This window comes from Prevotella jejuni (assembly GCF_900187995.1).
Classification (GTDB): Bacteria; Bacteroidota; Bacteroidia; order Bacteroidales; family Bacteroidaceae; genus Prevotella; species Prevotella jejuni.
Genome location: NZ_FZNZ01000011.1, coordinates 54055 through 73882, shown reverse-complemented (window position 1 = coordinate 73882; position 19828 = coordinate 54055). Strand labels below are relative to the sequence as shown.

The window sequence follows — 19828 nt, the reverse complement described above, 5'->3', positions numbered from 1 at the left end:
CCAGCATATCTATGACATGTTGAGCGGCGGAAAGAGCCTTGCCAAACAGCAAATTACAGAACGAATGGCTGAAAAAGGCTTACCTTCGGACACTGTTTTTATGAACCTTTTTTGGAGAATGCCGAATGCGAGGCACTCATTTGCAGCGGCCCTGAAGTGGGAAACGCACATACCTACATGCTCTTAGACGAGCGAGTAGCCCCTATACCCTTACCCACAAAAGACGAGGCGTTGAGCATTTTGGCACGCAATTACTTTAGAAGTCATGCCCCAGCAACGTTAGACGACTCCTGTTGGTGATCGGGATTGTCAGTGAAAGAGGCGCGATTGGGCGTTGAAATTATTGAAAAAGAGTTTTAAAAGGTCGTTTTCAACGATAAAACTTATCTGCTGCACGAATCTTCTTCAATCGACATCAAAGAGAAAGAAAGATTTATCTTTCTGTCTGCTTACGACGAATACATCATTGCCTACAAGTATCGCGGCGATGTTTTGCAAGCTTCTCACAACAGCAAAGCATTTACTAACGGTGTTTTCTTTCCCCTTATCCTACAAAATGGTAGGGCGACGGGTAATTGGAAAATGACTTTGACACGCCGAAACATCGCCATCAACACGTCTTACTTTGATAACAACGCCCCCAACAAATTTGTCTGCGGCTGAAGAAAAAGCCCGTTTACAACTTATTTCGTTCCATAACTAACGGTAAAGATACCGAAGTTATCGAGTTTCATGCCATATTTGGTTAAACCATAAAAGGCGAAAAGACTGTCTAGTTCGCGTTGCGAACGCCGCCGCATAATCCAATCACGCTCTTGATGGTTGTTTAATACGAAAGCAATCATTTTTAACTGAGGGTGCCAAGGCTGACCAGTATAGACCAAAAAGCCGCCCAGTTGTAGTGCGGATAAAGCACCAGAGATGGCCTTACAAACAAGCTCGTTATCACCAAACAGCTCAAATATACCAGAAATAATAACAATATTAGGTTCAAAATTCAGCTGTCGATATGAGTCTTTATTAAAACAATCAAGACGAGTAAACCGTATATTTTGAAGTCCTTGCTGTTGTATCTGTGCCTCGCCGAAAGCAATATTTGCTTCCGAAAAGTCGTTTATAACCACTTCTATTTCCGGAAACTTGCGTTTGATGTCGAACAAATAATTACCCGTCCCACCGGCAATATCGAGTATTTTCACGGGTTCATTGCGCTGTTTAAGCGTTTCAATACGCTCTTCTACGGTTGCGATGAGATGCTCTCGTCGTATTCTTACTCCTCGCCAACCAATGGCGTTAAGATAGCCTTTGTCTATCCATCGCCCAATTGGTCCGCATCCTTGTGCTTGGTTGCGATAAACATAATCCAGAGACATACCCGAATCAAAACCATATTTTAGTCCCACACGCATTCCTTTACTAAGAAATCCCAAGTGATGGAGCATCCATTTCTGCATCCGAAAGCCCCAACGTTCAATTCGGGGAAGCATATTCAAAGTCATTTTGTTATACTCGTCAACTGTAAATTTATCAGGCATACAGGTCGCCGGCGGTTGTTCGAGTGAGAAACAGCGGTTAATAAACTCAGCAATAGGATTGTAAACCTGCTCACGTTGCGTTTCAAACAATAGCCCGTGATAAAACCCTTTAAGCTTGACAAACCGCTTTTGGGTGGAGCTGATGTCAACAAAAAACCGCTTTTGCATATCGTCTTTCACCACGTAATCTTTACCGGCAGAGAGCAATAGCGTCGGTATGGTTATGGCAGCAGCATCTTCTACTATACGCTTTCCTGCTTTCAGCAAATCCAAGAGATAGTGCGCATCAATTTCTCTAGTAATTAGCGGGTCGGTGTCGTACGCCTTTTGCTGTTCCACATCATGTGTCAACACCTTCGATTTTACATAACTGGGCACTGTTAGGTGTTTGAAGAGCCGCGCTGCCAACGCAATTCCCGTCTTTGCAAAAGGCACATATAACTTAATGGTAAACGCAGGAGCAAGAAGTGCCATACCAGCAATACGGGGCGCAAAGTCGTGACACCACGCCGAAACAATTACACCTGCAATGCTGTTAGCCACCACAAAGATGTCTCTCTCAACAATTCCATACTGCTCATAGAGGTATTTTACGAAAGCATCCAAGTCGCGTACATAGTCCATAAAATGGGGCGAAACGGATTGCGAAGTATGCCCCAGTCCACGCATATCAAAGCCAAAGATGTTGAAATGCACAAATTGCTCGTTCTCGGCAAAGGCTTGCAAACGTCCCGAATGTTCGTGCCCGCGATGCAATATCACAATGGTTTTCTGCGAAGGGTTGTAATTCCACACCCTATAAAAAATATCTGCGTTGTCAAAACTCTTAAATGTTCCTGTTTCCATTTTTATCTTTGGTTAAATTTTTACTTATCATTAACTGCACCATTTCACCTATTCGGCGACTCCGAAAACGGCCCATTGTACAATGAATATATAGCTTTCGAGGCACATCTTCGGCTTTCATCTTCTCTAAAACTGTATTTACAATACGCTCCTCACAGGCTTTGGGGATAGTGGCAATATCCAAAAGCGGAAAGCAATGGTAATCTGCCGATGTGCGAAAGTAGGCGTTTTCGGGTAATTCGGCTGAAAGGTCGAACACCGAAACCTCTCCCAACATGGCGAATTTCCGAGCAGAACGGCATGAAAGCAAGCCTCCAACGAAGATGTTGGGTGCAATTTCTACAGGTGCCTGACGAGAAAACAACCACAATATGCGATACACTGCGATATAGGGAAAATAGAAAATATAACGCAAAAAACCGATGCAACCGTGGTCGTCTTTAAGAAAATGTCGATTAGAGCGATAATAAGCACGGCCCAATAAAAGCAAGACGAGTATGCCCCACAATAAAAAAATACTTCCTAAAACCGAATGTTCGATGGCAAACAATAACGCCGTCAACCCCACAGCGGCAACAAAAAAGTAAACCGTTGCTATTTGTTGGTTGCGCTTTTTACGGTAAGGAAACATCCATAACGTCAGAAAACCTGCCATCAAACCGGTAGTAATATCGATGAAATGGTGCTGATACACCAAAAGGGTAGACAGCATTAACAACACCAACCACATTCTCAGTAAGTTTCTGAACCTGCTATTTCGCACCCCACTCCAAAAGATGCAGGCATAACCTATATGTAAAGACGGCATCTGATTAAAAGGTGTATCGTACGTATTGATGAAAGAAAACAAGATATGGGCTGTTTCTGGACGTACAAAACTTTGTTTTAACGGAAAGATAATAAAACAAATTCCCGATAAAACGGTTATAAAAACGATGCGTTTACTTAATGTCGATAGCTGCCGAAAAGTATTGCAGAGGAAGAAAACCCATATAAAAAACACCACACTACTGCTATAAAAATAGATGGCAAAAGGTACAAACGGTATGGCTTTTTCAAACGAAAAGCAAAGCGAAGACACCTCTTTAAGCGATGCCGCATAGCTTGCAGCAAAAGTATAAACAGCATAGAATACACCCCAACAAATAACAAGGGCGATGTATTTGCTTACTTGCAAGCATTTGTTATCTATACCGCAACGCCGCATCAAACCGTTTGGCAAGGGCCGCTTACACGTCCATACAGTTTTGTTGTTTATTTGGGAATGCTCCATAATGTCTTTCGGTGCATAAAAGCCGATAACAAACAAGTGGGTAAAAGCGAAAGAAAAGCGATGGATAGGCGCATTTTTGGCGGAAACACCACCTGTTCTTTGCGCTGCGCTATGGCCTTTGTCATTGTTTCAACAGCTCGATTTAAGGGCATGCAGAACGGACATTTGGAAAGGTCATTACGGTATATCTCTCTCAATCGTGGCGTGTCTATGTAGCCCGGAACAAGTGTTGTAACCGTTATTTGATAGTCGGCAAGACTTCGGCGATAAGCATCGGCTATCTGTATCAATGCTCTTTTGCACTTGGCATATACGCTTGCGCACGGATAATGCAACAATCCTGCCACCGAAGCAATCACTACCAAATGTCCGCCGGATGCATTCATTGCTTCTCGTGCCACTTCCATCGCATTCAATGCACCCGCGATATTAACCTTCAACATTTGTGAAGTCTGCTCAAAATCCACTTCTTCAGTAACGCCGTTACGGTAATATCCAGCAGCAACAATCATCATGTCCAACCCCTTATCGGCACAAAACACTTCTACGGCAACGGTTAATGCGTCCTTATCACACACATCCAGCTGGTATGCAAGCAACAGTTTGTTAACCTCATCACTCCTGTCTATTCGTGCCGTATTTCGTCCGCACACCCCCACCCGATGGCCTTTGGCAGCATAAAACCGCGCCAAGGCCAAGCCGATACCCGATGTTCCGCCCGTAATAAAGATGTTCATACCTGTTTGTTTTTAAAATGTTGGGCAACCCTATCGTATCCGTATTGCCATTGAAAGTTCATATCTTTTACAAACTGGGCATAGGTTTTGGGCAGTTTCAGTTCTACCTGGAGCTTCAGAAGATTGATGTTTTTTTCGATGTAATGGCCCGAAAGTGCCTGGTTCATGTCGGCCGTGTCTACCCAATAGTTCACCGAATGCGTCATCACTTCTTGCAATCGGCGGTTTCCACTATATCCAAATACGGCTCTAATAAGTGCCTCGTCGATGGTGCCAAACCCCTTTTTCTTCTCAAAGATAATTGTTTCGCCAAGTTGTTCGGCCAGTTCTATGGGCATCAAATCAATAATTCCGCCCGCAAAATAGGCACCTTTGTAATGCACGGGCTGAACGTAGAACATATCCGAAACAGATATTCGGGTGGCAATGGGTAAGGGAACATCTTGAAACAGCTCAACTTGCGAGTCGATGGCACTACCCTCATAGCTTTTAAAATTGCAGTTAACAGCCGGCAAATCGATGTTTCTAGCTGTCTCGGCATCGGTAAAAAGCACCTTCCGATAAAGTTTTCTTCCGTTTCTTTCTTTACCGATGTCAGCCCTGTCAAACAACAATCGGGCACCTACTACGATGGTGGGAAGGGTTGGTCGAACAGCCAACGAGGGCAAAAGCGGGCGTATGTCGGTGGGCATGTCTACGATAAATTTATCGAAAATATTTTCTATATAAGGAGCATAGAATGTGTTTCGCACCTTGCGCTGGCAATAGACACCTATCTTATACAGCATTTTGAAACGTGTCATTCGGGTGTTTTGCACAAAGCGATACAGCTCTTCCGACTGTATAAAGGCCTTTCGCTGCTCGTCGGTAGCAAACGAGTTGATGATGTTGGCAGCGATACTGCCACCGCAAGCGGCAATCAGCAGGTCGGGCTTTACACCATAATGTTGCATCGCCGCATACATGCCGAGATACAAAGCATAACGTGTACCACCGCCAGAAAAAACCGCAACCGTTGGATAAGGTTTCTTTTTCATACTCCACTGCTTATCAATACCATCAGTTTACTCAGGCGTTTGCGAATTCCTGGTTACTTTTAACGTCTTCTTTATCCTAATCCACGTGCTGAGTACAAGCAACAAATCGATAACCCCAAAGATGTAAACAGAATATCCTGAAAGGTTTATACCAAACAAACAGACCACCCCGTAGAGGCCGAGAACGAAAGCACGGTCGCTCTTGCCCATCGGACCATCATACCGTCGTTCTGCCGACAGCACCTTTCCCATCACTCCTGCGTATTCATTAATAATGCTGAGGGCAATGAAAGCCACAATAAAATAAAGACTTTCGGGATGATACTTCAACAGCGGAAAATAAATAATGGTGTCCGAAACGACATCACCCACTTCGTTTAACAGCTCTCCCTTTCGGGTTATTTGATTGTAACGACGAGCCATCATGCCGTCTAAGGCATTCAGGGCCATACGTATCAGCAGTCCCACAGGCAGGCAAAGGTAGAGCCATGTACCCACATCGCCCGCAAACCAAAACAAAATGCCGATGACAAGTGAGAGGACACAAGCCCACAAGGTGATTTGGTTGGCAGTAACTTTTGCACGATGCAACAACTCTAAAATAGGCGTTAACACCCGTTGAAACTGCGGTTTGATGGAATAGACAGATATCATAAGTACTTTGTTTTACATGAACATTCTTAATTCCGCAACACTATTATAAATTAAATTTTTTAAGTACCAGAGCAACAAAAAGTTGCTCAGGATTTTGCCATGTCAGAGTTTTCACTTATCTTAGTGTTTCAAAAAAAAAAGAGAATCCGACGATGGACATGGCAAAGATACAAATTAAATCTGAGAGACTCACTCCTTTTGGGGTGTTATTTTCAATCATGGAGCAATTTGACTCCACACATTATCATCTGTAATCGACTCAACCCTCGGTCTAAGGTGTAGATCGTTCGGTTATCAGTACAGCGAAATCATTCGTTCTCTCATGAGTATCTACTTCTGTGGCGGATCATGTACCCCAGGATGTCACTACTCATTTGATGAACCACCTCTCGCTTCATCTGACACTTCGCACTTGTAGCTCTGATACTATCCTCAGAGCGATAAAGGAGTTGACGCAAGAAAACATTTCATACACATCAGATATGGGCAAGACCTACGATTTCAATACGGCTGACACTCTCAATACTTTATTGCTCAATTGTATATTTGCATCTGGCCAACTGAAAGGGAGTGAGATGTATGATGTTGATTTCGACCATCAGATCATAGAGATAGAGAAGTATGATGCAAAGCCTACATACAAGAAATTCTTTGGTTATCGCCCTGGCGTGTCGGTTATTGGCGATTTGATAGTCGGTATAGAGAATAGCAATGGTAACACAAATGTTCGTTTCCATCAGAAGAACACGCAGAAGAGGTTCTTTGAGAGATTTGAACAGAATGGACTCATTATCAATCGCTTCAGAACTGATTGTGGAGCATGCTCCAAGGAAATCGTGGAGGAAAAAAAAACACAGCAAGTCCTTCTATATCCGTGCTAACCGCTGCAGTTCGATCTACAATGACACCTTTGCTCTCAAAGGCTGGAAAACAGAGGAAATCAATGGCATTGAGTTTGAATTGAACTCTATCCTTGTTGAGAAGTGGAAGAGTAAAGCATACCGACTTGTGATTCAAAGACAGAAACGGATGGATGGTATGCAGGATTTTTGGGAATAATACTGCGTATTGCCTCAAGTCACATTGTGGGGTAAGGGGATATTGTATGCAGAAGTGGGTGTTTCAAATTCAAATTATCTGCAAATTCAGTAATGAGAGGATGTGTAAATGCAATAAGGATGTTGAAAGGCTTAGTTGCGGATTTGAGGTACTATAAATTTGATAATAGGTTTTGCTTTTATAGACATTGTGTTTACAACTCATAGTATCACCATATAATAAGGTATAAAGTTAAGATTTTTAGTAATAAGAATATCTGTTAAAACAAAAAGACAGACTCTACAAAATCAGAGAGTCTGTCTTTATCTATATCAGAAAATAGTGTAATTTTATTAGAATGGTAAGTCATCTGTAGAGTTCTCCTCTGGCTGTGCAGGAGGGAATGGGGCTGGTTGTGATTCTGCTGCAGGTGCTGGCTGCGGATTAATAGGGGCAGCTGCTGCAGGTGCACCAGCCATTACAGCCGTAGCATCAACACGTTGAATGTTCCATGCACGAATATTGTTAAACCAACGACCGTTGTATTCATGTGCATCAATATCGAAGCTAACATTGAGTTCTTCACCTGCTTTAATAGCAAACTGTTCAATTCTATCAGCGCCAAAAACATCGAAGACCATCTTTTTTGGATACTGGTCATGGGTTTCGATGACATACTGTTGTGACTTCCATGGTCCTCGAGCAGAAGTTCCTTCACGTGCAGGGAGGACAGCGATTACTTTTCCTTGTAAATCCATTTATCTACTTGTTTTGGTTATTTTAATACTTTATTCTGTTTGCGAAATTACTAAAATAGTTCTAAAAACCGAAACTTTTATACTTAATTTTTGTTTTTCACGGCGCTTTTTTGTATTTTTGTACGATGAAGAAGAAAGACGACTATGATGAGAAGTCTGGTGTCTTAATTCGGATATACATAATATGAATATTAACTAAAATACATACTAATGAGATTTAACCTTTCAAGTACTGCATTGAGCAGCCGGTTGTTGACTCTCTCTCGAGTAATAAATAGTAAGAACTCTCTGCCTATTTTGGATTGTTTCTTGTTTGAAGTCCATGATGGACAGCTTACAATAACAGCGTCTGACAGTGAGAATGTCATGCGTGGGACATTGAATCTTGAGAATTGTGAGGGCGAAGGTGATTTCGCAGTGAACAATCATACGATTCTTGATGCTGTGAAAGAACTTCCAGAACAACCACTAACATTGGATGTTAATTTGGATGAGATGAAGATATATGTTACCTATCAGAATGGTTCATATAATTTCCCTATTCTTGGAGCAGATGAGTATCCGAAGGCTCAATCAGTGTCTGAGAATGCAACAACGATCACACTTCAAGCTGAGATGTTGTCTGATAGTCTGACACGTTCACTCTTTGCAACAGCGCAAGATGAGCTTCGCCCAGTTATGAATGGTGTTTACTTTGATTTGAAGGAAGATGCTTTGGCTGTTGTAGCCAGTGATGGGCACAGACTTGTAAGGAATAAGATTTTCTCTATTAAGAGTGATACTCCAGCCTCATTTGTCCTACCTAAAAAGCCTGCTTCATTATTGAAGAATGTGTTGGCAAAGGATGGTGGAGATGTTATCATTCGTTTTGATGAGCGTTCAGCAGAGATTTCTTTTGCCGAAGGTAATCTTTCTTGCCGTTTGATAGAAGGTAAATATCCTAATTATAATAGTGTAATTCCTCAAGACAACCCTAACCAAGTCACGATTGATCGTAAGACTTTGATTGGTGCTTTGCGTCGTGTGTTGCCGTTTGCGAGCGATTCTTCTCAGCAAATTCGCTTCCATGTGTCAGCTGGTCTGATGGAGTTGAATGCTGAAGATATTGATTTCGCAACAAGTGCAAAGGAGAGTGTTATCTGTGGATATGGTGGTAATCCTATGAGCATAGGCTTTAAGGGTTCAAGTATGCTCGATATTTTGAATAATATTGAGAGTGATGATGTCATTATACAGTTGGCAGATCCCTCTCGTGCTGGTGTTATTGTACCAGACAAACAGCCAGAGAATGAGGACATTCTCATGCTGATTATGCCGATGCTATTAAGCGATTAAAAGAGTAATAAAATAAATCTTATTTGGGGGGATGGCTGTGTATCTCTATATAGCCATTCTCCTTTATGATTATATATAGGGTTATACACAAACGTATGAAGCTGAATTTGACAAAGCCATTGATAGTCTTTGATTTGGAGACAACTGGGCTTGACCTTGTAAACGACCGTATTATTCAAATCTCTTACATCAAGGTTTATCCTGATGGAAGGGAAGAAAGAGAGAATATCTTTATCAATCCCGGGAAGCCTATACCTGCAGAAGTAACGTTGTTAACTGGTATTTCGGACGAGGATGTGGCTAATGCGCCTACCTTTAAGCAGAAGGCAAAGGAATTATCAGAGAAGTTTGCAGGATGTGATTTTGCTGGCTTTAATTCCAATCGATTTGATGTTCCGATGTTGGCAGAAGAATTCTTACGTGCGGGTGTTGATTTTGATTTCTCAAAGTGTCGCCTTATTGATGCACAGAATATCTATCACAAGATGGAACGTCGCAATCTTGCTGCAGCATATAAGTTCTATTGTGGTAGGAAAATGGAGGATGATTTCGAAGCGCATAGAGCTGATCAGGATACTGAGGCCACATGGCGTGTTCTACAGGGTGAGCTTGATATGTATGCTCCTGGTAAGCAAGAAGAAGCAGAGCGTTCATTGAATAATGACATGGATGAGCTTGCAGAGTTCTCAAAAATGAATGATTTTGTAGACTTTGCTGGTCGTATGGTGTGGCGTGATATGACAGATAAGGATGGTAATCAGCTATTGGATGCTACAGGAAAACCACGCCGACATGAAGTGTTTAACTTTGGTAAATACAAAGGTTGGGATGTAGCTGAGGTATTACACAAAGATCCTGGTTATTATAGTTGGATGCTTGCAAGCGATTTCACCTATAACACAAAGCAGGTCTTGACGCGTATTCGACTAAGAGAGTTCAATAATAGATAAGGTGATGTTGACAGGGAAGAAAATAGTTTTAGGCATAACAGGTTCTATAGCGGCTTATAAGAGTTGTCTTATTATTCGTGAGCTGATAAAGAGTGGGGCAGAGGTACAGGTGGTTATCACCCCTGCTGGTAAAGAATTTATTACCCCTATCACATTGTCGGCCTTGACACATAAACCTGTCGTAAGTGAGTTTTTCTCACAGAAGGATGGTACGTGGAATTCTCACGTAGACCTTGGGCTATGGGCAGATGCTATGGTCATTGCACCTTGTACAGCTGCAACGTTAGGCAAAATGGCAAATGGAATAGCTGACAATATGCTTATTACTACCTATCTCTCTATGAAAGCACCTGTCTTTATTGCGCCAGCAATGGACTTAGATATGTATAAGCATCCTTCTACACAGAAGAATATAGAGACATTGCGTAGCTTTGGTAATTATATAATAGAGCCAGGTAGCGGTTTTCTTGCCAGTGGTCTGGAAGGGAAAGGGAGGATGGAAGAGCCAGAGAATATCGTCAAGGCATTAGACAAATTCTTCTCTGTTTCATCTGAGTCACAGTCTGCTTTATATGACCTAAAAGATAAAAAAATTCTTATAACAGCTGGTCCTACATACGAAAAGATTGACCCAGTACGTTTTATAGGTAATTATTCGTCTGGTAAGATGGGCTTCGCTTTAGCTGAGGAATGTGCCCGACGTGGTGCAAAAGTGGTGCTTGTAGCAGGACCAGTAAGCCTTACGTGTTCTGATGGCATCCAACGAGTAAATGTTGAAAGTTGCAAGGAAATGTTTGAGGCTGCTGTCAGAGTATTTCCTGATTGCGATGCTGCGATACTTTGTGCAGCTGTTGCTGACTTCCGACCTGAGGCGATTGCAGAAGAAAAGATTAAGCGTGTAGGTGACGACTTAGTCTTAAAGCTGAAGCCAACACAGGATATTGCTGCGACAATAGGGCGTATGAAGGAAAAGAGTCAACGCATTGTTGCATTCGCACTGGAGACGAATGAAGAAGAAAATAATGCTCAAAGAAAGTTGGAAAAGAAGAATGCTGATTTCATCGTATTGAATTCAACGAGGATACCAGGGACAACTTTTCAGGCAGATGATAACCAAATAACGATTATCAACAAAGAAGGTAAGAAGCGTTATGCAAAGAAACCAAAGGCAGAAGTGGCTCGTGATATTATTGATGAGCTTGTTGCTATTCTCTAATAGAGAATTATCAGCACAAGAGTTGAATGCGAAAGTGACCGTGAATCATAATCAGATTCAGGGTACGGATGCTTCTGTCTTTGAGAATTTACAACAGACTTTAGAACAGTTTATTAATACTCGTCAATGGACTCATTATCAGTTTCAAAGAAAGGAACGTATAAACTGTAACTTTAATATTACTGTTAGTAAGTATGACCCAGGTAATAACCTTTTCACCTGTACGGCTTTAATTCAGGCGAACCGCCCTGTTTATAATGCAGCCTACACTTCTACGCTCTATAACAATCAGGATGGTGATTTCAATTTCACCTTTGCTCAATTCGATCAGATTGAGTTTAATGAGGAGAATATAGATAATCAATTGACAGCTCTGATAGCCTATTATGCTTATCTTATCATAGGCTTAGATTTAGACTCTTTCGCTCCTATGGGTGGTGAAGATATTCTTCAACGTTGTATGGTTCTGACGAATAATGCACAGAATCTTAACTTTACGGGTTGGAAAGCTTTTGATAATTCACGTAATCGGTTTGCTATCATCAATGACTATCTTGATGGTGCAATGAAACCATTTCGCCAGTTACAATATGACTATTACAGAACAGGATTGGACGAGATGGCTAACAATGCTGAACGTGGACGTACAAACATAACTATTGCATTGGAAAATGACTTAAAGAAAGCACATGACAATCGCCCGATAAGTATGTTACCACAGATATGGACAGACTATAAAAAGGACGAATTGGCTAATATATACAAAGGGAAAGGTACACAGAAAGAAAAGGAATCAGTTTATGATATCCTCTTTGGCATCAATGCCAGTCAGAACATTACATGGGACAAAATAAAACAGTAGTAATTCTATTGTAGTATGAAATAGTCCTATATTCTAACTTCACTTAGTATTATTGATAAATATATGCTGAAACATCTATATATAAAAAACTACACGTTGATAGACCAGTTGGATATAGCCTTTCATTCTGGTTTCTCGGTTATTACTGGTGAAACAGGTGCAGGAAAGAGTATTATCCTTGGTGCTATTGGATTATTGTTAGGTAATCGAGCTGATAGCAAACAAATTAAACAAGGAGAGAAGAAATGTACTATTGAAGCACATTTTGACCTTTCTAACTATGGTTTTGATTCTTTCTTTGCAGAACATGATATTGATTTCGAGCCAGAAGATACAATTGTTCGTCGTGAACTAACGGCTACGGGCAAGTCTCGTGCTTTTATTAATGATACGCCAGTGTCGTTGCAGATGATGCGTGCATTGGGTGAGCAGCTAATAGATGTTCATTCACAGCATCAAAACTTATTGTTACAGAAGGATGATTTTCAACTGAATGTTATAGACATCATTGCTCAAGACAGTAAGGAACTGGCTGCTTATCGTTCAGCATTTCAGCAATATAAAGAGGCTGAACGACGTCTGTTAAGTGTGAAAGAACAGATCTCAAAGGCACAGGAAAACGAAGAGTTTATGCGTTTTCAGTTTAGTGAATTGGATAACGCAGGGTTGGTAGAAGGCAGGCAAGAAGAGTTGGAGCAGGAGAGTGAGACTCTCTCACATTCTGAAGATATCAAAACAGCTTTCTATGAAGCTGATAATCTGCTGAATGATGATGATAGTGGAGTTATTAGTAAGCTTGGAAAGAGTCTGGATAGTCTTAGCGATATAGAGAAGGTGTATCCTAAAGCACAAGAACTGATACAACGACTGTCATCAGTACATATAGAGTTGAAGGATATTGCAGGTGAGGTCAGTGGTGAAGTTGAGAATATCGACTTTGACCCTTCACGCTTAGATAGTATCAATCAGCAGCTTGACTTACTGAATACACTTGAACAGAAATTCCATGTTTCTACAGAGAAGGAGCTCATCGAGATTCGTGATAATATTGCAGAACAGCTTAAGAATATCGATAATAGCGACGAAGAACTGGATTTACTTGAACAAGATGTGAAAGCAAAACTTGTAGCTTGTGAAAAGCAAGCAGAGAAGTTAACAGGGCTAAGACATAAAGCTATAAAGATTGTTGAAGAACAGATGAAGAGCCGTCTTATACCGCTCGGTATTCCTAATGTTAGGTTTAAGGTTGATTTGTCGCCTAAGGCTCTATCATTAGATGGCGCAGACAAGGTTCAATTCCTTTTCTCTGCCAATACAAGTACAGCTATGGAACCAGTAGCACAGGTGGCTTCCGGTGGTGAGATTGCTCGTGTGATGTTGTCGTTAAAGGCAATGGTAAGTGGAGCAGTGAAGTTACCAACAATTATTTTTGATGAGATTGATACTGGTGTTAGTGGTAAGATTGCACAGAAGATGGCACTCATCATGCAAGAAATGGGCGATAATAATCGTCAGGTTATTTCTATCACTCATCTTCCACAGATTGCTGCTTTGGGTAGCTCACATTATAAGGTTGAGAAAGAAGAAACAGCAGAAGGTACTCGTAGTCACATGCGTGAGTTGACACAAGAGCAGCGTGTGACAGAGATAGCACAGATGCTTTCGGGAGCTGATATCTCTGATGCAGCTTTACAGAATGCTCGTGAACTGTTAGAATTAAGCAAGAAGAAAAAATAACACCTTACTAAAAACATACAATGAAAGAAAGAATGAACATGAAACTAAGAACTTTAATTTTGGCCATTTCACTTGTGTTTGGTGTGTCTACAAGCCTTTTCGCACAGCCTGCTGCTGTGAAGAAAGCTGCAGATGCAGCCTTTACATTGACAACTTTTAAGGCAGATGGCAGTATTTTGGCAACTTCTAATGGTGTTTGCATAAGTACTGATGGTATTGCTGTCAGTCCATGGAAGCCTTTTATAGGTGCTGATAAAGCTGTTATTGTAGATTCGAAGGGACAGAAGCATGACGTGGAATGTCTGCTTGGTGCGAATGAAATCTATGATATAGCAAAGTTTCAAGTGAGTGGTAAGACTGCTGCTGCACCTTTAGCAACAACTGTTTCTGCAGGTGACGAGGTTTGGCTTACTCCTATACTTAAAAGTGGAAATGCTGAGAAAGCCAATGTGACAAGCGTTGAAAAATTCATGGATAAGTATAACTATGCTATTTTAAGCTCATCTGCAACAGATAAGATGAATGGTGTTCCGGTCTTTGATAAAAAGGGACAGGTTATAGGTTTGTACAATAAATCTGGTGACTCCCAGAGTTCCACGGATGCTAACTATGCGAAGGAGTTTGTTCTTAAGGGTCTTTCACAGAATGATGTAACGCTTCGACAGAGTGATATACGAATCGGTTTACCTAACACGTTGGAAGAGGCTGTTGTTGCTTTGATGCTTTCTTCAGAGAAGCCTGCTAATATACATGAGGCTATTGTCAACGAATTTATTACTAAGTTCCCACAGTCAAATGATGGATATTATGCGTTAGCGAACATACAGATTGCTAAAGGTGAGGTCGCAAATGCTGATAAAACAATGCAGACTGCTATTGGAAAGGTTACTGCAAAGGATGAAGCTCACTATAATTTTGCTCGTCTTATTTATCGTAATGCGTTTATCCCTGAGTTTGAGGAAAAAGCTAAAGCTATTGGGTGGACACTTGATAAGGCTTTGGATGAAGTCCAAAAGGCTCAATCTGCAAAAGCCAATGATGCTTATCGCCATTTGCAAGCACAAATTACTTATGCAAAGGGTGATTATGCAAAGGCTTATACAGACTTTGAGGCACTAACTAAGACGAAATTTAATAATCCAGAGTTGTATTTGGAAATGGCACAGAGTCGCCAACATCTGGGAGGTACTGATCAGGAGATTCTCGACTTGCTCAATAAGAGTATCGAACTTTGTGATACACCATACGTATCTACTTCTGCACCATATTTCTATACACGTGGACAACAGCTGGAGAAGATGGGGGAGTATCGAAAGGCTGTACAAGATTATTATACGTATGAATATTTTAATCAAGGACGTCTTGGCGCAGCATTCTATTATATGCGTGAACAGTGTGAGGTGAAGGGACGTATGTGGCAGCAGGCACTACAAGACATTCTTGTTGCATCACGACTTGACCCTAAAGAAGCATTATACCCAACGGAGGCAGGAAGCCTTTTGTTACGTTTAAATAAGCTTGATGCTGCTATGAGTGCTGCTCAACAAGCAATCCAACTTGATGATACTCAGCCTGATGCATACCTTATCTTGGGTATAGCACAATGCGAAAGTAAACAGAAAGAGTCTGGAATAAAGAATATTCAAAAAGCAAAGGAACTTGGTAATACACAAGCCGATACGTTTTTACAGAAATATAAATAATTTGACAAGATAGTTTAATAGGTATGAAATTTGAAGGAATGGAATTTGGCAGAACCGAATTTATTCCGTACCTTTGCACCCGCATGATGGTTCCGTAGCTCAGTTGGATTAGAGCAACAGCCTTCTAAGCTGTGGGTCTTGGGTTCGAACCCCAACGGAATCACTGAGTGTTATAAGAGGAATATCCGCAAGGATGTTCCTTTTTTTATTTTTATTATCAGAGTGTTTATAGTGTTACAAGCTAAAGTACTGGTGGCATCGATAATAAAGAGGATTTTTTATTAGGCTTATTAATTCTTACTGATAGCTACTTTTATTTACCAATATTTGTTTATCTTTGTTTATTGGATGATATTACTTGTTATACAAATATTGCGGTCTTGTTATTAATATATAGCTAACTTCTCTTTATGAGAATTCCCAGGAACGTACGACGTCTATGTATTAGATGTTTGATATAGAGCCTAATGGAATAAGAGCTGTTTATCATAAAGCTATTGGAGATGGCTTTAATATAAGTCATGAAGGATAATCTGATAGATTCAGATATTTAAGAACAAATAAGATGGTTATGATGGACTGGTATCAAATAAAGAAACATATATATTATACTAATGATGATTATGTAAGAGATATAATTGCTTTTCATCTTAAGAGAGGTGCTATGACAGCTATCTACAACTATATCTGTAAAACCCCTTTCCTCTCTATGGAAGAGAGTATTAAAGATTTTGCAGACTGTATAGAACATGGTGTTCATAATCAAATAATAACTGTTTTCTTATATAATAAACCTGTTATTAGATGGTACTTAAATAGTACAGAACAATTAGAAATGGATATTGATGTTCGGTTTGTAAATAGTTTGAATGTTCATAATAAGATTTGTGAATTTCTCACAGGCTTATCTTGTTTAATCGACGATGATATCTATATATTAGATGATGTTATTAAGGAAAAGTCTTCAATCTTAATGGCTTTTAAGCCTCAGACACCACCTCAAATAATAGAAGGTAATCTACGTTTACAGCAAGAGACTTAAACAATATATAAAATCTTTTTGTGAAACAAGGTTGATTCATTACCTTTGTTGTCAAAAGGTAGATTCAATCTGTAGGAGAAGTGAACCACTGAATGTATAAGAATTCAACTCTATCATTTCTTTCACGCCATTCTGTATAGTTGAGTTGGCCTAATGAAGGTATAGGCTTCGGGGCTTTTTCGCAAGGACGTTCAGCAAATATTGGCTCTAATGAGTCGGTATATAATGTCCTCATTTACAGTTTGGAAAGATACAGTCTATCAAAGTATAATAAAGGAATAGATAAGTCTATACTTAGGATAGCAGTGTGAACGTCTGCAGGTGATGAACCTTACAGCGGATGGTCAGACTGTGATGGAAAACAGGTATCGCTATGATGCTGTGGATAATATCCTCGGTATCACGAATGCCGCCAACCCAACGTCGCTGACGAAACTCAACAAGGCGAAGTTAGGAGGAAGGAGTTCGCATACGTATGAGTATGATGAGCTGAACCGTCTTATTCATGCAAACGGTAAGGCGAAGCGTGCATCGTATGATATGGTGATGTCGTTCGGACGGATGAGTGAACCGCTCACAAAGGTGCAGAAGGTGGACTCAACGACAACTGCTAAGTCTTATAACTTTGCTTATAAGTATGAGGACAGTAACCACCCGACGGCTCCAACGCAGATTGGTCACGACCATTATACCTACGATGCTAATGGTAATCCAACGCTGGTAACGAACGACTCGGCGAACACTACCCGTGAGATGTACTGGGATGAGGATAACCGCCTCATGGTCTTAAGCGATAACGGTAAGACGAGTCGTTACACTTACAATGCTGCTGGTGAGCGTATCATGAAGAGTTACGGAACGATGGAGGGTGTGTATATCAACGGTGCGCCGCAGGGTATCACCTTCCACGAGACGGATAACTTCACGCTCTATCCAGCAAGTATCCTCTCTGTCAATAAGAATCGCTTTACAAAGCATTATTTTATTGGTGACAAGCGTATCGCTTCAAGGATAGGAACAGGTCTGTTCAATAACGTCTATGGGCGCAATGGCTCATACGTAACAGCTGGTCAGCAGGACTATGCAGAGCGTATGAATCAGATACAGACACAGAAGGAAGCGTATTATAAGAAGGTGGGTGTAGCTCCAGGTGTACCTACAGAGAAGGGTGCGTATGGTGATCCGGAGAACACGGGTGTTGGTTATAATGCCGTTCTCACAGAACTTGGCAACCATGATGTGCCTCAGGGTTGGATTCAGACTCCACGCCCCAACACCACACCGAATACCAACCCCGGTCCACCTGTAAGTTGGAATGACCCAAGCAACCCTGATGACCCACAGGCTGGATATGGTTATATTCCAAACGACACTACGAAAGAAGAAACCTTCTTCTATCACAGTGACCACCTCGGCTCAACATCTTACATAACTGATGATAAAGCCAACATCACCCAGTATGATGCTTACCTGCCATATGGTGAACTGTTAGTTGATGAGCACAGCAGCAGTGAAGACCTGCCGTATAAGTTCAATGGCAAGCAGTTCGATGACGAGACAGGCTTGTACTATTATGGTGCAAGGTACATGAATCCCATCACGAGTCTGTGGTATGGGGTGGATCCGTTAGCGGAGAAATATACAACTACTGGTGGATATGTCTATACTTTTGACAACCCAATTAAGTTGATTGATCCTGATGGGCGAGGACCTGGTTGGAATAGATTTACAGGAGGGTTACGTGTAATTGGAGGTAGTCTACAAATAATAGCTGGTATTACAGGAGGTATTGCTACATCTTGGTCAGGAGTAGGTGCTGTTGTAGGGGGAATAGCTGTAGTCCATGGGGTAGATGATGTTCAGGCTGGTGTAAGACAACTTTGGACAGGTAAAGAAGTTGATTCATTTACCTTTCAAGGAATTAAAGCTGGTGTAAAATTTGCTGGAGCTAGTGACAATACAGCAAATAGTATAGCAACTTTTTCAGACATCGGTTTAGGGCTAGTTGGTGGTGGAGCAGGCTTATTTAAAGTGCTTAACAAAGGAACTAAAGTTGCAGAATTCACAGTTGCGGAGAGTAAATTTGATTATTTCTTCGGCAGAGTAGTTGAAGGCAATGTGCATAATGTCCAAAGATCTGCTCAAAACCTGAAGGAATTAACCGCCTTAGGTATTAGTTCTAAAAAGCAATTAGCAAAAATATTTGCTACAACATTAGTCAAAGGAACTGAAGTTTCTAGAAGCACTAATAAATATGGTATTACAATAAATAAAGTTTTAAATATTGGTAAGAAAGGTCAGATTCAAACTAGTTTTTTCTATGCTGGCGGAGATATGACAAAAGCACCAAAAGTAACAACAATCATTCCCAAAATATTTAAAAAGAAATGAAACTTAAGATTATAAACTATTTTACATATAAAAAATTAAATTATGATTCAGTTTTTGATGATTCCCATAATGATTCTTATCGAATATATGGGAAATTAGTGGAAGGCAATTTTTATGCAAAAATAGCTTGGTCAAGCGACTTATTACAACCTGACTTCCTAAAAATATATCCTAAAGTATATGCTATAGGAATTGACCAAAATTTTGCTATTTATGATTTTAGAAAAAAACATAGGATTATGTGTTTGGATTTAATGTATCTTTTTTGCGAAATGGTTATGTATGACAAAAAGATATTTGTAGCTACTGAATTAGAAGTTTTTGTTATAGATATAAAGCAATATGAAGTCATAAAAACAATATCATTACCTGACACATACAATAAAATTGAAAATAATTGTGGTAAAATTGAAATTCATTGTATGGATAATACTTTAATAAAATATCAAATTAGTAATAATTAAAAAATATAAAATGTATGTAACCTCCTGACGAAGCTCACGGCAGAGCTTAGGAAGTCGATATCTGACAAGGGTTATATCTCTTACACCTACGACTTCGAGCGGCTGCATGAGGTGCTTTATCCAGAAAATCTCTTCAACCGTGTTACTTATACCTATGGTAAGGCTGGCGATAAGTATAACCGTGCCGGTCGTCTTGCCCTCGTTGAGGATGCTTCGGGTGGTGAAGCGTATTACTACGGCAGACAGGGTG

General features: G+C 40.6%; 16 protein-coding genes, 1 tRNA gene and 2 pseudogenes. 13 read left to right on the top strand and 6 right to left on the bottom strand.

The window, feature by feature from the left end:
- Positions 1-387: 387 nt before the first annotated feature.
- Entirely contained in the window at positions 388-663 is a 276-nt protein-coding gene (locus CHB62_RS15580; RefSeq protein WP_497023416.1) for a DNA glycosylase AlkZ-like family protein, read from the top strand.
- A gap of 20 nt (positions 664-683) precedes the next feature.
- Here CHB62_RS15580 and CHB62_RS05585 read toward each other — a convergent pair whose 3' ends face one another.
- From CHB62_RS05585 to CHB62_RS05565, 5 genes are read right to left on the bottom strand one after another with little or no spacing between them, the layout of a single operon-like run.
- Positions 684-2381 carry a bifunctional alpha/beta hydrolase/class I SAM-dependent methyltransferase gene (locus tag CHB62_RS05585; RefSeq protein WP_089366025.1) on the bottom strand — a complete coding sequence of 566 codons (1698 nt, stop codon included), beginning with the start codon at positions 2379-2381 and terminating at the stop codon, positions 684-686.
- Positions 2362-3654, bottom strand: coding sequence for a phosphatase PAP2 family protein (locus CHB62_RS05580; RefSeq protein WP_089366024.1), 1293 nt, complete (start codon positions 3652-3654; stop codon positions 2362-2364). The genes CHB62_RS05585 and CHB62_RS05580 overlap by 20 nt, the downstream gene beginning before the upstream one ends.
- Positions 3636-4391 (bottom strand): SDR family NAD(P)-dependent oxidoreductase, encoded by a 756-nt coding sequence (locus CHB62_RS05575; RefSeq protein WP_089366023.1) that lies wholly within the window; start codon positions 4389-4391, stop codon positions 3636-3638. Before CHB62_RS05575 ends, CHB62_RS05580 begins: the two co-directional genes overlap by 19 nt.
- On the bottom strand, positions 4388-5428 hold the full coding sequence (locus CHB62_RS05570) for a patatin-like phospholipase family protein (protein ID WP_089366022.1): 1041 nt from the start codon (positions 5426-5428) through the stop codon (positions 4388-4390). Before CHB62_RS05570 ends, CHB62_RS05575 begins: the two co-directional genes overlap by 4 nt.
- A 27-nt stretch (positions 5429-5455) precedes the next feature.
- Positions 5456-6082, bottom strand: coding sequence for a CDP-alcohol phosphatidyltransferase family protein (locus tag CHB62_RS05565; RefSeq protein WP_004360929.1), 627 nt, complete (start codon positions 6080-6082; stop codon positions 5456-5458).
- A gap of 158 nt (positions 6083-6240) precedes the next feature.
- On the opposite strand from CHB62_RS05565, the pseudogene CHB62_RS05560 reads away from it, so the two are divergent.
- Positions 6241-7138: pseudogene (locus CHB62_RS05560) on the top strand (IS1380 family transposase); the annotation flags it as partial.
- Positions 7132-7347: pseudogene (locus CHB62_RS15515) on the top strand (hypothetical protein). The pseudogenes CHB62_RS05560 and CHB62_RS15515, both read left to right, overlap by 7 nt.
- 126 nt (positions 7348-7473) lie before the next feature.
- Here the strand turns inward: CHB62_RS15515 and CHB62_RS05550 are convergent.
- The gene (locus tag CHB62_RS05550; RefSeq protein ID WP_089366021.1) at positions 7474-7878 is read right to left on the bottom strand and encodes a DUF3127 domain-containing protein; all 405 of its coding nucleotides are present in this window, start codon (positions 7876-7878) and stop codon (positions 7474-7476) included.
- A gap of 210 nt (positions 7879-8088) precedes the next feature.
- Here CHB62_RS05550 and dnaN point away from each other — a divergent pair, with 210 nt between their 5' ends.
- The 10 genes from dnaN (at position 8089) to CHB62_RS05500 (ending at position 19578) form a co-directional block, all read left to right on the top strand.
- A complete protein-coding gene (gene dnaN, locus CHB62_RS05545) occupies positions 8089-9213 on the top strand; it encodes a DNA polymerase III subunit beta (RefSeq protein WP_089366020.1) in 1125 nt (374 codons plus the stop codon).
- Between the two features lie 95 nt (positions 9214-9308).
- Positions 9309-10163 (top strand): 3'-5' exonuclease, encoded by an 855-nt coding sequence (locus CHB62_RS05540; protein ID WP_089366019.1) that lies wholly within the window; start codon positions 9309-9311, stop codon positions 10161-10163.
- 4 nt (positions 10164-10167) lie between these two features.
- The gene (gene coaBC / locus CHB62_RS05535) at positions 10168-11379 is read left to right on the top strand and encodes a bifunctional phosphopantothenoylcysteine decarboxylase/phosphopantothenate--cysteine ligase CoaBC (protein WP_089366018.1); all 1212 of its coding nucleotides are present in this window, start codon (positions 10168-10170) and stop codon (positions 11377-11379) included.
- Positions 11357-12241, top strand: coding sequence for a type IX secretion system protein PorD (porD, locus tag CHB62_RS05530; protein WP_009011232.1), 885 nt, complete (start codon positions 11357-11359; stop codon positions 12239-12241). Before coaBC ends, porD begins: the two co-directional genes overlap by 23 nt.
- Before the next feature lie 63 nt (positions 12242-12304).
- Complete coding sequence (gene recN, locus CHB62_RS05525; protein WP_089366017.1) at positions 12305-13978, top strand: DNA repair protein RecN; 1674 nt, start codon at positions 12305-12307, stop codon at positions 13976-13978.
- 20 nt (positions 13979-13998) lie between these two features.
- Positions 13999-15681, top strand: a complete 1683-nt coding sequence (locus tag CHB62_RS05520) for a tetratricopeptide repeat protein (protein ID WP_089366016.1) — start codon at positions 13999-14001, stop codon at positions 15679-15681.
- An 88-nt stretch (positions 15682-15769) separates the two neighbouring features.
- Positions 15770-15844, top strand: a tRNA-Arg gene (locus CHB62_RS05515).
- A gap of 408 nt (positions 15845-16252) precedes the next feature.
- Positions 16253-16723 carry a hypothetical protein gene (locus CHB62_RS05510; protein WP_141240403.1) on the top strand — a complete coding sequence of 157 codons (471 nt, stop codon included), beginning with the start codon at positions 16253-16255 and terminating at the stop codon, positions 16721-16723.
- A 321-nt stretch (positions 16724-17044) separates the two neighbouring features.
- Entirely contained in the window at positions 17045-19114 is a 2070-nt protein-coding gene (locus tag CHB62_RS15185) for an RHS repeat-associated core domain-containing protein (RefSeq protein ID WP_240616243.1), read from the top strand.
- A complete protein-coding gene (locus tag CHB62_RS05500; protein ID WP_089366014.1) occupies positions 19111-19578 on the top strand; it encodes a hypothetical protein in 468 nt (155 codons plus the stop codon). The genes CHB62_RS15185 and CHB62_RS05500 overlap by 4 nt, the downstream gene beginning before the upstream one ends.
- The last annotated feature ends 250 nt before the right edge of the window (positions 19579-19828 follow it).

Bases quoted from the DNA above. Each gene is read 5' to 3' on its own strand.
- CHB62_RS05510 (WP_141240403.1), top strand. From the start codon at position 16,253: ATGATGGACTGGTATCAAATAAAGAAACATATATATTATACTAATGAT.
- CHB62_RS05575 (WP_089366023.1), bottom strand. From the start codon at position 4,391: ATGAACATCTTTATTACGGGCGGAACATCGGGTATCGGCTTGGCCTTG.
- CHB62_RS05550 (WP_089366021.1), bottom strand. From the start codon at position 7,878: ATGGATTTACAAGGAAAAGTAATCGCTGTCCTCCCTGCACGTGAAGGA.
- CHB62_RS05565 (WP_004360929.1), bottom strand. From the start codon at position 6,082: ATGATATCTGTCTATTCCATCAAACCGCAGTTTCAACGGGTGTTAACG.
- recN (WP_089366017.1), top strand. From the start codon at position 12,305: ATGCTGAAACATCTATATATAAAAAACTACACGTTGATAGACCAGTTG.
- CHB62_RS05520 (WP_089366016.1), top strand. From the start codon at position 13,999: ATGAAAGAAAGAATGAACATGAAACTAAGAACTTTAATTTTGGCCATT.
- CHB62_RS05500 (WP_089366014.1), top strand. From the start codon at position 19,111: ATGAAACTTAAGATTATAAACTATTTTACATATAAAAAATTAAATTAT.
- CHB62_RS05570 (WP_089366022.1), bottom strand. From the start codon at position 5,428: ATGAAAAAGAAACCTTATCCAACGGTTGCGGTTTTTTCTGGCGGTGGT.
- porD (WP_009011232.1), top strand. From the start codon at position 11,357: ATGAGCTTGTTGCTATTCTCTAATAGAGAATTATCAGCACAAGAGTTG.
- coaBC (WP_089366018.1), top strand. From the start codon at position 10,168: ATGTTGACAGGGAAGAAAATAGTTTTAGGCATAACAGGTTCTATAGCG.
- CHB62_RS05580 (WP_089366024.1), bottom strand. From the start codon at position 3,654: ATGGAGCATTCCCAAATAAACAACAAAACTGTATGGACGTGTAAGCGG.
- dnaN (WP_089366020.1), top strand. From the start codon at position 8,089: ATGAGATTTAACCTTTCAAGTACTGCATTGAGCAGCCGGTTGTTGACT.
- CHB62_RS05585 (WP_089366025.1), bottom strand. From the start codon at position 2,381: ATGGAAACAGGAACATTTAAGAGTTTTGACAACGCAGATATTTTTTAT.
- CHB62_RS05540 (WP_089366019.1), top strand. From the start codon at position 9,309: ATGAAGCTGAATTTGACAAAGCCATTGATAGTCTTTGATTTGGAGACA.